The 13,662-nt window shown below is 59.6% G+C and carries 11 protein-coding genes and 2 pseudogenes; 9 read left to right on the top strand and 4 right to left on the bottom strand.

All coding sequences use genetic code 11. The annotated features are described in order from the left end of the window. Positions 1 to 3 precede the first annotated feature (3 nt). The 8 genes from LZK81_RS20460 to LZK81_RS20425 all read left to right on the top strand — a co-directional run bounded on the left by LZK81_RS20460 (position 4) and on the right by LZK81_RS20425 (position 7,751). On the top strand, positions 4 to 462 hold the full coding sequence (locus LZK81_RS20460; protein ID WP_233954468.1) for a DUF6950 family protein: 459 nt from the start codon (positions 4 to 6) through the stop codon (positions 460 to 462). Further along, positions 463 to 2,874 carry a phage tail protein gene (locus LZK81_RS20455; RefSeq protein ID WP_233954467.1) on the top strand — a complete coding sequence of 804 codons (2,412 nt, stop codon included), beginning with the start codon at positions 463 to 465 and terminating at the stop codon, positions 2,872 to 2,874. Continuing rightward, on the top strand, positions 2,871 to 4,385 hold the full coding sequence (locus tag LZK81_RS20450; protein WP_233954466.1) for a hypothetical protein: 1,515 nt from the start codon (positions 2,871 to 2,873) through the stop codon (positions 4,383 to 4,385). The genes LZK81_RS20455 and LZK81_RS20450 overlap by 4 nt, the downstream gene beginning before the upstream one ends. A gap of 12 nt (positions 4,386 to 4,397) precedes the next feature. Next, positions 4,398 to 4,805 carry a hypothetical protein gene (locus tag LZK81_RS20445; RefSeq protein ID WP_233954465.1) on the top strand — a complete coding sequence of 136 codons (408 nt, stop codon included), beginning with the start codon at positions 4,398 to 4,400 and terminating at the stop codon, positions 4,803 to 4,805. A gap of 31 nt (positions 4,806 to 4,836) precedes the next feature. After that, positions 4,837 to 5,928 carry a hypothetical protein gene (locus tag LZK81_RS20440; RefSeq protein ID WP_233954464.1) on the top strand — a complete coding sequence of 364 codons (1,092 nt, stop codon included), beginning with the start codon at positions 4,837 to 4,839 and terminating at the stop codon, positions 5,926 to 5,928. Between the two features lie 4 nt (positions 5,929 to 5,932). Further along, a complete protein-coding gene (locus tag LZK81_RS20435; protein WP_233954463.1) occupies positions 5,933 to 6,250 on the top strand; it encodes a hypothetical protein in 318 nt (105 codons plus the stop codon). 245 nt (positions 6,251 to 6,495) lie between these two features. Further along, positions 6,496 to 7,467, top strand: coding sequence for a peptidoglycan-binding protein (locus LZK81_RS20430; protein WP_233954462.1), 972 nt, complete (start codon positions 6,496 to 6,498; stop codon positions 7,465 to 7,467). Continuing rightward, positions 7,464 to 7,751 carry a hypothetical protein gene (locus LZK81_RS20425; RefSeq protein ID WP_233954461.1) on the top strand — a complete coding sequence of 96 codons (288 nt, stop codon included), beginning with the start codon at positions 7,464 to 7,466 and terminating at the stop codon, positions 7,749 to 7,751. The genes LZK81_RS20430 and LZK81_RS20425 overlap by 4 nt, the downstream gene beginning before the upstream one ends. Before the next feature lie 169 nt (positions 7,752 to 7,920). Here the strand turns inward: LZK81_RS20425 and LZK81_RS20415 are convergent, their stop codons facing one another. Beyond that, a complete protein-coding gene (locus LZK81_RS20415; RefSeq protein ID WP_233954459.1) occupies positions 7,921 to 8,142 on the bottom strand; it encodes a hypothetical protein in 222 nt (73 codons plus the stop codon). A gap of 607 nt (positions 8,143 to 8,749) precedes the next feature. On the opposite strand from LZK81_RS20415, the gene LZK81_RS20410 reads away from it, so the two are divergent. After that, the gene (locus LZK81_RS20410; RefSeq protein WP_233954458.1) at positions 8,750 to 9,298 is read left to right on the top strand and encodes a hypothetical protein; all 549 of its coding nucleotides are present in this window, start codon (positions 8,750 to 8,752) and stop codon (positions 9,296 to 9,298) included. Positions 9,299 to 9,554: 256 nt separating this feature from the next. Here LZK81_RS20410 and LZK81_RS20405 read toward each other — a convergent pair whose 3' ends face one another. From LZK81_RS20405 to LZK81_RS20400, 3 genes and pseudogenes are all read right to left on the bottom strand, one after another. After that, complete coding sequence (locus LZK81_RS20405) at positions 9,555 to 10,445, bottom strand: hypothetical protein (RefSeq protein ID WP_233954457.1); 891 nt, start codon at positions 10,443 to 10,445, stop codon at positions 9,555 to 9,557. 101 nt (positions 10,446 to 10,546) lie between these two features. Continuing rightward, positions 10,547 to 10,881, bottom strand: a pseudogene (locus LZK81_RS29445) (hypothetical protein). Positions 10,882 to 11,337: 456 nt separating this feature from the next. Then, positions 11,338 to 13,627: pseudogene (locus LZK81_RS20400) on the bottom strand (autotransporter outer membrane beta-barrel domain-containing protein). Positions 13,628 to 13,662: the final 35 nt, after the last annotated feature.

Below are 13,662 nucleotides of genomic sequence, written 5' to 3'. Positions count from 1 at the left end.
CCAATGAGACATGATGATTGGGAAAAGCGCCTCAACGCGGTTGTGGCGAAGCATCTGGCGTTGCCCGGTCAATGGGGCATGTCCGACTGCTGGATGATGACCATGGACGCAATCGAGGCCGTGACCGGCTCTCGCATTCTGCCGCATCTCCAGAATTACCGGAGCGAGGCGGAAGGCTACACGGTGTTCCGCAAGGCCGGCTTCCAGGAGACAGTCGAGGAAGCGCTCGCCGCCGAACTCGACGAGCCCATCCCGGCGATGATGGCGCAGCGCGGCGACGTCGGCGTGATCGAGCGCGACGGCGCTATCTCCTGCGGCGTGTTCGTCTCGACCGGCTTTGCCGTGAAAACGATTTATGGCCACGTCGAGAGGGTCGGCGGCAAGCGGGTCGAGGTCACGACCGGCTCGGATCTCGAAATCATGTCCGTGCTGTTCGTCAAGCGCGCTTACAAGGTTCGATAAATGCCCTTCATTTCAGCAATCGTTGGCGCGATCGGCGGGGCGCTCGGTCTCGGCACGATCGGTCTTGCCATCGCCAAGGCCGTTATCGGGATCGGTATCAGCCTTATCGTTAACAAGCTCCAGGCGGACCGGGCGAAGAAATCAGAGAAGCAGGCATCCGGCACGCAGTTCGAGCGGGAGTATGGCGAGAACATCAGCCGCAAGGTGGCATGCGGCCTTGTCGGGATCGCGGGCCATGATTGCTATGTGAACACCTACGGCTCGTCGAACATGTATCTCGAGCAGGTATTTGTTCTGTCGGACTTCCCATGCGACGGCCTGTCCAGGATCTGGGCCGGCGGCCAATTGTTGCAGCTCTCGACGCCAGACGGCACGCACTTCTCGGTCGTCGCCGGAGACTACGCGGGCCTCATGAGCTTCGTCTTTTACCATGGCACCCAGACGGGGGCCGATGGCGGATTGGTCGCCAACTCGAATCCTTTCGGCCGCTGGACTGCTGATCATGTCGGCTCCGGTCAATGCTACCTGATCGCGCGGCTGGTCTATGACCAGGAGAAGCTTTCCCAGTTCCCCGACTTCTTCTTCGAGATCCGCGGCGCCCGTCTCTACGATTTTCGCAAAGACGACACGGTCGGCGGCTCCGGACCGCATCGCTGGGGCAACTACGCAACCTACCAGTTCTCCGAAAACCCGGTGGTTTTCGATTACAATTACCGGCGCGGTTTTTCGTGGAACGGCGACCTGTTCCTCGGTATGGACATGGATGCGGTCGACCTGCCGATCGACCGCTATGCGATGGCCGCGAACATCTGCGACGAGAATACCGGCGGCGAGCCGCGCTACCGCTGTTCCGTCCTGCTCGACGCGGACGTCGACCACGGCGACAATATCGAGTCCATCATGGTCTCCTGTGGCGGCATCGTCGTCGACAGCGTCGAGGGCTCCTGGCCGATCATCGGAACCGAACAGCCGATCGTCGAGACGTTCACCGATGACGATCTGATTGTGACGGAGCCGGTGCGGTTCCAGAAGCGCCGGTCGATGGCGGACCTCACCAATTCCGTCTCCGGCACATATCCCGAGCCTGCAAACATGTGGTCGCCAGCTGGCTATGACACGCAGAGCAACCCGACACAGGTGGCGCTCGATCGGCGGACGCGCGATGTCCAGCTCAACTTCCCGACGGTGCGTTCGAAGCGACAGGCGAACCAGCTGGCCTCGATCTACTACAATGAGAACCGATATGAGGCGACCGCGGATATCGTCCTGCGTCCTCGCTTCCAGACGATCCGGGTCGGCGATTGGGTGCAATGGAATTCGGCGCGCTACGGCTCGATCACATTTGTCGTCCAGAGCCGCTCGATCAGGGCTTTGAGCAGTGACGGCCCGCGCAACGTCGTCCTGTCGCTGCAGGAGCGCTCCGGAGCGATCTACACCTCGGTCGGGCTCGTGCCCCCGAACGTGCCGATCCCGAACGGAGAGCCGGTCTACCTGAACGCCCTTCAGGATTGGGCCGTCATCGCTGTGATTGCTACCGGGGCGGACGGCCGGACCTATCCGGCTTTTCGCATGACCTGGGCGCCGATCGACGACGTAACGGTCACCGGCGTGGTGTTCGAGTGGTGGATCAAGACCGAGCCGGCGAACAAGTTCACCCGTCAGGTGGATCGTCAGGCGGCCGTCACCTTCATCCAGGAAGGTATCGTGAACCTGACGGACTACGAGTTCCGTCACAGGCTGATCGCCGACCGCCCGACCAACTGGACCGCTCCGATCACAGTAACCTCGGCTGACGCCGGCAATCCAGATATCGAGGTCGGGCTCGGCAATCTGCGCGACGACGTGATGGCGGTGTTCACCGAACTGTACGCCAGCCTCAATCGCAATGAGACGCTGCTCGCGCGCCTGCAGCAGAACCTCCAGATCAATGGCGGCGTTTCGCAGACGTTGGGGCGAAAGCTTCAGCAGCTCGGCGCGAGCTTCACCGAAGAAGTCGTGATCATCACCTCGAACATCGCCAACGTAGTGGGGAAAACCGAAGAGCTGATCGCGGAGTTCGGCGAGAGCCTGGCGAATGGCATGATCGCCTTCCAGGCGGTTGCGGCGCCTGCCGGTGTAACGGTCCGCTACGCCATCTTGCTGAAGGCCTCCATCGAGGATGAATTCAAAGAGAGCGGCCTCTTTATCGAGATCTACACCGATGGCGGCATCCTCAAGTCACGGACCGTTTTCCACGTCGATCAGTTCGTTGTCACAGACGGCGGCGATGCAAGCTATCCGATGGTGTTCGAGAACGGCGAGCTCAAGCTCAACATCGCCAATATTGGCACGGTCAACGCCGGCATCATCCAGAGCCCCAACGGCAAGATGGTCATCGACGTCAACAACGGCACGATCGTGATCAGTTCATGACCCAGACGCTCATTGGTTTTGACAGCTTCGGTGTGCCCTGCGTGAAGTTCACCAAGGGCGAGATTGATCCCATCACCGAACCGGACGCGAACAGAAGCTCGTTCCTATACAATTCCAAGTTCGCGGACGACGTGAAGATCGCCGGCATCGACAGCACGCCATTCTCTCCAAACTCGACGACCTTTTGGCCGGCGGGGACCAACGATGCGAATTATCAGAAGAAGAAGCTGCCCGGCTCTGTCGGTGGCTTCAGTTACATCATGGTCCGCAATTCGTATTTCGGGGACGCGCTGCCATACGATCTGCCGGTCTATGACCTGAAATACCAGCGCCTCTCCGATGGCCGGTACGCGGAGAACTTCCGGGTCTTCACCCAGGGCGAAGAGGATAACCAGGGGCGAGAGCCTGGCTATCGCACCATGATCGGCTGGATGAACAACGGCTGGTGGCTCAATGATGGGCAAACCTTCTATGGCAACCCACCGCTGGGCAAGGGAGTTCGCTACTATACCAACACCTTCGGCGCCTTCGATGGTGGTTCCTACCAGATCAAACTGGTGGTCTGGAGGCTCCCTGCGACGAACATGCCGCTGCTCGACAGCGACACGCCGTCACCTGTTCCCGGACTGCGGACGGTGGAAATCACCAAGGACTTCTGTCGGGTGGCAAAACCAGGATTTGATACCCGGACAGCAACGCCAACCCAGATGGCTTTCGACTCCTCCGGCCGTCCGCTCGCAGTCATCAAGGCCGGTGACATTGCCTTGCCGTCCGGCCTCACCGAGATCGAGGTCGGCTATCCGGTCGATAACACCACCATCTGCGATATGCTGCAGTATGAGAACGGGGTCATCTCCTACCCGGTCAGCGGCTATTTTACGGATACCAGGTGCGAATACTGGTTCTCCGGAACCAAGCTTTACATCAACAATCTGTCGGGACCGTGCCGCGTCCGGTACCTCGTCCTGTCGAATAACCAGTTGCCGCCAACATCCGGCGATAACAACGTGCTGCGGCAGTTCAACGATGGAGCCCAGGACGTTGTCCAGTTCCTCCGACCGGGCGCAGCTGACCCGCCAAACTTCGCCGACATCGTTCTCGACAGCCGTTGGCCTGCCATTCAGATCCTTGCCGAAGGATACCGGGTCATCGGAGGGCCGCCGCAATATACCCCGCCGAATTCGGTGAACGCGGGGCAGAGCTTCACGATCGGTTTCAACGCGGCGGGGTTCTTTCCGTTCGTCAAATACATGACGGTGGTGTCGGACTCTGCCGCTGGCATAGGGGTGAAAGCACCGTCCGCTCGCCTGGTGGAAAGCTACAATAACTCGACCCGATACAATGCCGGGAATAGCAGTTTCTGCATCCTTGGCAGCAACCAAGCGACCTTCTGGACCTACGAGGGCAACCCTTACCAGGAGCGATGGTCTAACAACAATTGGGTGTTCGATTATCCGACATCCAGCATCGTCGGCATTCGCTACTACATCCTCGGCATCCCGACCTCATAGGGTTTCCATCACATGGCTGATTACTACATCACCGGGTCAGTTCAGCTGACCAACGGCAGCAAGGCTGTGACCGGCATTGATACTGCCTGGGCAATCGCACAGGTGGCCGGCGGCACGATCTTCGTTCAGGCGGAGGGAAACCCGCTTCCCTTGGTGTCGATCGAGAGCGACACCGCGGCGACGGCCGCTCTAGAATGGACTGGCGCGACAGGCACCTATGCCTATGCGCTGCTTCGTGCCACCGCTTTCAGCGAGCAGCTGGAAACCAACAGCAATATCCTGTCTCGGCTCCTGGTGGCGATGGAGGCGGGAACGCTCTACCGTTATGACGTGGCCGGCGAGACAGCCGATCTTGCGACCTATGACGAGCGGCCGGCCGGTTTTGCCTTCCTGGCGATCGACGTTAATCCCGCGGACTAAATCCTGGCTTGCGACGACGGCGCTCGATGTCGTGTTCAGCAATGCGACGGCAAACCTCCCGGGTGCTCCCGCGACCGTGCAAGCGGCGATTGAAGCCCTCGCAAATTCCGGCGGCAAGAACGACGCTCTGCTGGCGCTCGAAATCGCCGACCTGAAGGGTGTGCGCCTTGGCATGAGGAACGGGGTTGCCGATGCTTTTGACGATGCAACGGGCGTCGATGCGGCGGCTTCGACGAATGAGGTCTATGATGCGACGAACGACTGGTTCTCGCCGTCTCCAACGCCGACCACCATGGATCATGCTATTGTTCTCACAACTGATGCGACGGTCGCCACACAGCGCAAGTACCGCATCAGATATGCAGCCGCCGGGCTTGTTGCCGCCGGCACATTTGTTCGTATCAGAGTGGTCGGAGCTAATGCTGGCGCTTCCAAGGCGATAACCAATATGTTCTTCGGCCGCGCTGCGGCGAGTGGTGACGCATGGGACATGGACACCGTCTCAACGACACCTGTCAGAGTGACCTTCGGGGGTTTGAGCAGCATAACGCCTCCGGCGGCGGGAGAATGGAGCGATTGGATCCCGTTCGCGCTGGACAGTACCAAGGATCATATCATTGCGATGGACCTTGCCGCCGCGACAGCCGGTATTCGCTATCTCCCGTCCCAGGCACCCAATACTGAAACCTACTTCAAGGATGGTGCTACAGATGAAGCTGGTACGCCTAACGTTACAGGGTACGCCCTGACGACGGCCGCAACGCCGGTTGTGATGGCGATTGAAGTTAAATCCTCTGCCAGTGCATACGGCAATATGGCGCTGCGATCCGTGACCTATCCGGCAGCCGCAGTACCGACGACGGGCCGGCTTGCGGTTCAGCTGACCGAACCGGAGGCCGTCACCATCAACACAGACGTTATCGCCAAGATGTCCCGTGACGGCGGGGTCACATGGGCGACGGCTGTTCTGACGCTGGCGCAATTCCAGTTCCTTCCAAGGGTCTACGAGGCGAATAATATCAACCTCTCCAGCCTTGGTTCCGGCAGTTCGATGAAATGGGAAATCGACACTGCCAACAATAAGAACGTCGCCGTTTCCGGTGTCGTCATGCAATGGAGTTGAGGTGATGGCACCCAGGCTTTACGGAAATGCGATGATCGCCGGCCAGGTGCCGACGCTCGATCACTACAAGTCGGCTTTCGATGATCACCTCGACGCCGTCGCTACCCAACGGCAATACGACAACCGCCTGACTGTCGTCAGCTACGCCGGCAGCACCAATCCGCAATGGGCGGCGGAGGCGGAAGTCTTCATCGCCTGGCGGGATGCAGCCTTGATCTACATGTTCCAGCAGCTCGCCGGTGTCGAGGCAGGCGAGATCGCGCCGCCGACCATTGAAGAGTTCATCGGCGGCATCACGCCGATCGTCTGGCCGAATTTGTAGGGCGCAGTCATGTGCGAGGGCCTGCGTCGATCCGCCGGATGCAGGCCCTCAACCCGACGCGATACAAGCAGGTTCAAAAAGAAAGAGGGCTCGCCCGTTTTTCCCGTTCGAGCCCTCAACAGTCTCTTGGCGGCGGGAGCATCGCAGATAACCTGACATAGCGCATCCCCCATTCAGGTTAGACCTTTTGGCGTAGCCTCCCGGCCGCAGCCGGCCTTTCAAACTTCACCACAAAGGACATTCCAATGAGCGTCATCACTGCCGCGCAGATCCGCGCGGCTGCAAAATCGCGTGTCAACGAAGGCAACATGAACTCGGTCCTTGTCGCGCTCGATAAGTTCGGGCTGGGGCTGGGGCTGAACCGGCCGCACCGCGTCGCACATTACCTCGCGCAGCTGATGCACGAGAGCGGCGCTTTCCGCTTCGACCAGGAAGTCTGGGGACCGACGCCGGCGCAGGCCCGGTATGATACCCGCACCGATCTCGGCAATACGCCGGCGGCTGATGGCGACGGTTATCTTTACCGCGGCCGGGCCGGCATCCAGATCACCGGCAAGGAGAACTATCAGGCCTTCCGCGACTGGTGCCGGCAGAAGGGTTTCAATCCGCCTGACTTCGTTGCCCAGCCGGATCTCGTCAACACCGATCCGTGGGAAGGCTTGGTGCCACTCTGGTATTGGTCGACCCGGAACCTAAACGCCTACGCCGATCGTAACGACATCGAGACGATCACCAAGAAGGTCAACGGCGGCAAGAACGGCCTGGTCGATCGCATCGACTACTATGGCCGGATCTCGCTCGTACTGCTCGGTTACCAGCCGACCGAGGCGGACATCCGGCGCTACCAGTCCGAACGCGGCCTCGACGTCGACGGCGACGTCGGTCCCAAGACTCGAGCGGCCTTGCACAAGGATCTACTCGCTCTCTCGGGAGCGTCCGTGCAGATGGCGGCATTCTCCGCCGCGCCGGTTACCGAAGAGAAGTCCGTGGTGCCGGTTGCCGTCGAAACTCAGGTCAAGCGCAAGTTCAACATCTTCGGCCTTTTCGGTGGTGGCGGGTCGTTCGGTGGCCTTGGCCTTGCGGCCTTCGCCGGGATGGACTGGCAGGTCGTGGCGGTGCTCGCCATCGTCATCCTCGCCACACTGATCCTCGGCCTCCTGCTTCAGAACTCCATCGTCTCGGCGGTCGGCAAGATCCGTGCGGCGGTAGAGCCATGATCTCCGACAAGATCAGCATGGCGATCGGCGCGGCCGGCGGGCTGGCGTTCGGTTTTGCCGTCTTCACCACCGTCAACGCCGTCTGGTGGCTTCCGGACGCCAAGGAAGAGGCGCGGGCCATCGAGCGCGCCACCATGCAGGCAGCAACCGACAAAGCCGTAGGAGAACTGAGCAATGAAGCTGACAAGGCTCGCTTTAACCGTCGCATGTGCCGTGAGCGCGGCGGCGTGTACCTCAACTCAACAGGTCAGTGCCTCGAAGGGGCAACTGTCCCGCACGGCTAGGGCGATCATCGGCACGTCACTGATCGGAGCCAAAGGCGCAACGCCTGACGATCAGGAGGCGATCGACGACACCGTTGCGGGCATCTGTGGGGCGGGTGTCTGGACGCAGAGGGAATGCCTGGAACATGACCAGAAGACGGCAATGAAACGCCGGTGAGCTTACGGCTTTCTACGATCTGGCCTCAGCCCGAGGATCTAATCTTGCAAGCAGATGGTCTTCACGCCGAACCCCGAGCTGAAACAGATTGATCACATCCGTTGCGATGTCCGCAGCTCCGCCCGAGGATTTGATGATGCCGCGCTGGTCGCAGATCTTCTCCAGAACCTGCTGGAGCATCTGCAAGTCTTCCGGCTCAAAGGCGCCGGCAATATGATTGTGGTTCTGAAGCATCTGTCAAATTAGCATCTGGAGGGTTTTCGTTCCAGACGGTCAAAGGTCTGATGCAGTTGTGACTCGCTTAAACCTCAAAATGCTGGCGGCGGTCGCCTGCTCGCTCGCAAGCACGAGGAACAATCCAACGGCGACCCGTAGACAGCGGAGGCTCGTCGTTCGAGCTCGTCAGGGGTCACAGTGCGATACTTCGCTCGATAGAGAGGTCAATTGACCTTCTTGCCGGGGAGGTGGCTGGCGGATTGAAAAAATTTTGAATAATCGGGCGGCCTGTCCCATGCGAGCTCGGAGGAGCAACGTGGGCAAGGCATGCCTGCGGCACCACAGCCGCAGCAGCGCATTCCACTCCAAGCCTTTGTTGGATGAGCTTCGCAGACCCAGCCGGTATCCTGACATGTTTTGCATAGTCGCATTCACGCGCCTCCGTTCGCCACGGGAACATGGAGTCGCCGGCCGCATGGTCAACAGCTCGGAACAAGAACAAACCAATGAAATCGACTGAAGCATTGAAAGGGCAGCAGGACCAATGGCAGGGAACGACGAGATGCCCAATGGCGCAGAACACCGAGTTTATTCAGATGCCCTAACCGCCCAGCTTGGCGAGCGGGTGACTAACCTCAATCGCCGCCAATACGACCTCGAGAGCGAAATGCGCTCCGGGTTCAAGCAGATCGAGTCTTCCATGGCGGCCATGTCATCGGAGATGCGCTCGTCCGTCGCCGCGCTCTCGACCAACATAGCCGAGCGCAACAAGCCGCAGTGGCAGGCTATCGCTGTGGCGCTCTCGTTCTGCACGATTGTCGGCGGCCTGGTCTACTGGCCCATCCAGAGCGCAACCACCGACCTCAAGGGATCGATCACGATCATCACAGAGAAGATGGTGACGCAAAAGGAGATGGAATGGCGCACGACCCGCGGATCGGAGGATCGAGCTCGGGCGGAAGCAGCGTTAAAGGAGGTTCGAACTGCCCAGGTTCCGCGCGAGGAGCTCGACCGGGTGTGGGCGAACTACGACCAGCGGTTCCAGGACCAGCAGCGCCAGATCGACGAGGTGAAGACCGCCCAGGGCAGCGTTTACGGCCAGCGCGATATCATCCTGGATCTGCGGGAGCGGCTCGATCGGGTCGAGAGACAGAGAAACTCGCCCGGAAGTTAGCTTCGCGCCTCTGAGGTACCCGGGCGAGACGGTCGCGCCAATCGTGCTCTCGTAGTTGTTCGCCGGCGACAAAGACGCTCACTTCGAACAGAAGATTTATTTTGTACCGTCCGGGCCGGCAAATATGGCTGGGAGAGCGATGCCTATTCCCGCCATCCAGCGCTACCGGGGATCTGCGGGTTGTGTTTCAGACATCAAGCGCTCTCTGAACGAGGAATAACGACAAGAAGATTTCTCATTCGCGACAGACAGAGGATCATTCTTGCCAGTCGTTATGTAGAAGCTTCAGATTTGACACGAATGGAACTCCGCTAAGTAGCTCGAAGGAAGGCGCGTTCTCCATCGTCCACTCGTTTCCAATTTTGTCGGAGGTAATGACGAAGATTAAGCGCACACCGCGAGGCCCAAGGTCTCCAATTATTACCCATAATGCAGATCCTGACCTGTAATAACTGCAGTTATTAATCCCGCAATCCATCTGGGTGTAGTAATTTCTTTTCAGATAGTCCCCCACCGTTGCAAGAATTGTATTATCTGATGATGTAGATTTTATTCGAGGAGAGGGCAGATAGCCTTCGTACATCCGAAAATCCATCTGGAATTTCGCGCGAATGTCCACCGGGGTAACGTTCAGATTGCCGAGTGGTCCACGCTCAGCTCTGAAGTGCGCCGTCAGCGAATTGAATAGTTGCCTGATAACGTGCTCCTCGTCATCCACCATGAATATTACTGCTGCCGTTCCGTTCATGCCGTCCCCGGTCACGCACCTTACTGCAAACTCCCTATCGCCTTTCCTGAAGTCAATCTCGACAATATCGTTGTCGTTCCACAAGCCAGATGTGGAGTATCCTGAAGTCGCGCCCCATTTTTTGAGTTGTTCAAAGCAGAATTTCTGGTTCAGATACGGAATAAATATCGTTGAAGAGTTGAGGTAGCCGTCAATTGGAAAGCGTCCCGATCCATGTAACCATTTGTTGTAGCCACTTACCGTTGCTGCCCAATTGCTTTTTGTTGAACCCCAAGCGTCTTTAGCTGCTTCGCCGAAGTACCCGGCAAAAAAGAAAGTGGCCACGGCTGCGAGTAATCCGCCAATCGCAATCAAAGCCATTCTGATACGGCGTCGGAGCTCATCTCTAAGCAAAGACATAGATTCCGGTCCTTCCCAGGCGCCCTTCCAAGGGCTCTGGAACAAGCCACAAATGCCGAACAGCCCATGGTTGAAAAACTTAGTCGGCGCCGAACTTTTTGTCAAAAGAACTCAATTGGCCGCAGTGAAATGACCGAATGCAATTCGTCCGTATCCAGCACGATATGCAAGTCGCGGATTATGCCGGCGGCATCCAGCAATGCGGCCTTGATCTGTTCATGCGATCGCTTTCCCTAGCCAAGCGCCACTGCAGCAGTTTGAAGGTCCGCCACCACGTCCCCCGCCGTCTGGCTTCCAGGTATACCGGTCTGCTCTCTCATATATCGGATGGTATTAACCGCCCGATTGAGCAAACGGCGGCTTCGGCCGGATCTAGTTTCTCGACCTCATTCGCGGCCCGCACCAACTCTGCAATGAAGTCGGTCGTCGAGCTCAATGCAGTGTGTTCCTATCGGGCACCATACCTGCCGAGTTCATATAGTCGGCCAAGGTATCGGCACTGTCTTGCGGTAGGCCGCAAAAAGGCTCGCCCCGGAGAACCACAGTACGGCCGTTGGTGGTGTCGAATATTTCCCAAGTATGTTCGCCGTCTTTGCGGAGGTCGAAGCGGTGGTGTGTGCTCATGTCCGGAAACTGACACGAAGCTGCGAGGAGTCAAGAACTGTGGCGGTCGTCTTCGCACCAGCTCCGGTTGCCTCAGTCGTCTGGCAGGTGTGGACAGGTAAGGTAAGCAATGACGCTGGCGAGGGCAAAGATGGCAGCGAAAAACAGGAAAACTAAGACATAAGTACCCATGATTGATTCCCTTGTGGAGGGTGAACCCATGGTTGCTTGCTTTGTTCCGGTTCCTGCGACGGCATGGGACGCAACCCGGCTGACAGGACCTATCACACTACCACTTCATGCTGAACCCGACTTTGGCGCCGATGGCGTTGCTGTCGCCGAAGTCCTTGAGGCTCGTGCGAGCGAAGGCCTCCGCGTAAACCGCATATCGATCGTCAGACCAGCTGCGCGAGCCGCCCAGGCTGAGGCCGCCCCAGAGCGGCTGGTTCTTGCTGACGACGCTGAGCCCGGAGACATCGACATTCGAGCCGTCGAGAAAGTCGTAATAGAGATTGGCGATGCCGTAGAACTTCGAGCGGCTGATCTGTCCGGCCGCGTCCTTCCAGTCGCTGTCATAATCGGCCGAGATGCCGAGGCGCCCGGTCAGGCTGTCGGCATCGTCCAGCGAGACGACGGCGCCATAGGCGTCGGTGAAACGGTCGAAGCGAACGGAGGAATAGGCAAGCTGCGCCTGCGGCGTCAGCGACCACTGGCGCGTCAGGGCGATCTTTTGTCCGGCTTCGACGCTGAGGCCATAACCGAGAGCCGTCATTGCCGTCGGCAAGTGTGGATTGGAGCGTCGAGGAGTTGAGATTGCTGTCATACCAGGTGACGGCAGCCTGCGTGTCGACGTAGAAGCCGCTATTGCCATACCAGGTCAAGGTGCCGTCGAAGCCATAGCCCGTCGTATCGATGCTGCCCTTGCCGAAGCGCGAAGAGATATCCGCCGAGGCCGTGTCGAAGTGAAAACTGACGCCGCCGATCAGGGCGCCGGCGGCGCTTTCATGCAGCATTCCGTCGATGCCCGCTTGCATCGTCCAGGTGTCCACATCGTATTCGGTGCCGGTCGTCGACGTTCTCGGATTGAAATGGGCATGCGTGCCGTCGATGCGGGTCCAGATCGCCTTGGCGGGATCGTTCTCCGCTAACCCCTCGTCGATCGCCCGCCCGCCGTTGCGCTGGCGCAGCGTGCCGAATTCGTTGAGCGTCTGCAGCACGCCGGCATAGCTCTCATAGATAGGAACGCTCGGCGCATATAGCGGTCCAATGGGGGCGCCGACAGGATTAAGCAACGCGGAACGCAGATACCAGTCGCCGTCGGCAGGCGTACTGACGCCGCCCTGGTAGAGCCGATAGGCATATGCACCAGCGACCACGGCCTGATCGCCCTCGAACACATAGCTGCCGAGCAGCGAAAAAGTGCCGCCGGACACGCCTCCGACATCGACGATCTTGATGCCCTCGGCGGTTTGCGCGCCACCGCCGCCGAGATTGATGACCGTGACGTTCGTCGTGCCCGCGGTATTGCCCGTCACCACGAGGAGGTCGGTCGGCGAGGCATCCCCACCGAGCACGGCCTCGACTTCGAGCGTGCCGCCCGTGCCGGTATAGTTGCCGGCGATGGTCAGCGTGCCGATCGAATTGCCGGGCGCTATCGTGCCGGCATTGGTCACATCGCCGAAGATCGTGCCGGTGCCGCCGAGAATGCCGGTTCCCGAGGTCGCGACCGGGCTGGTGATCGAGCCGTTGACGGCCAGCCGGCCACCGCTCACCGTCGTCGCGCCGGTATAGGTGTTGACGCCCGAAAGCGTCTGGCTGCCGCCGGTGACGGTCAATCCGCCCGTGCCGCCGATGACGCCCGCGAACGTGTCGTTGGCATTGGTGATCGTCAGGGTTTGCGCTCCGAGCACCACGGAACCGCTGCCGGCCAGGCTCTGGATCGCCGGAGCCGCGGCCGCCGAAACGTTGAAGGCGCCGTCTGCGACAACCCGGCTGGAATTGGCGACGGCGCCGGCGCCGGTAAGGGCGAGGCTGCTGCCGAAGTCGATCTGCGTCTCGCCCGAGTAAATGCTGTTTGCCTGCAGGTTGAAAATGCCGCCACCGGTGACGGTGAGGCCGCCGACGCCGCTGAAGCCCGACGTCGCGTCGGTTCCCACGGCAAAGCCGGCAGTATTGATCGTCAGCCCGCCGGCGAGCAGGTTGAGCTCGGTGCCGGTAAATAGGCTTATGAAGGTCGCGTTGGCGGCCGTCGCGCGCAGAATGCCGTTGTCGAAATTGGCTTGTTTCGTGCCGTTACCGCCCCGCAAGGATTGGGCCTGGAGCGTGCCACCGCTGCTGATGTTGAGGGTGCCAGAAGCGGCGGTGACGGCGCCGCCCACAATCGTGTTTCCTGCCTCGACTTGCCCGCCGTTTTCAATGTTGAGCGTGCCTGTTCCAAGAAAGCCGACCGCAAGAGGCAGGCCTGACATATTCCACCGCGATCCCGCTCCGGTTACGGTCGCCGTGCCGATGGCGCCGTTCGTAGGTCCGAGCCGCGCCTGGCCTGTGTTTGTCAGAGTGCTACCATTCTGAATTACCAAATTTGCAGGTGCTGTAGGATTCTGGCCGATTTGGA

The sequence above is a fragment of the Neorhizobium galegae genome (genome assembly GCF_021391675.1).
GTDB classification, from domain to species: domain Bacteria; phylum Pseudomonadota; class Alphaproteobacteria; order Rhizobiales; family Rhizobiaceae; genus Neorhizobium; species Neorhizobium galegae_B.
The sequence above is the reverse complement of the archived record's forward strand: the minus strand, read 5'-3'. Positions and strand labels throughout refer to the sequence as shown.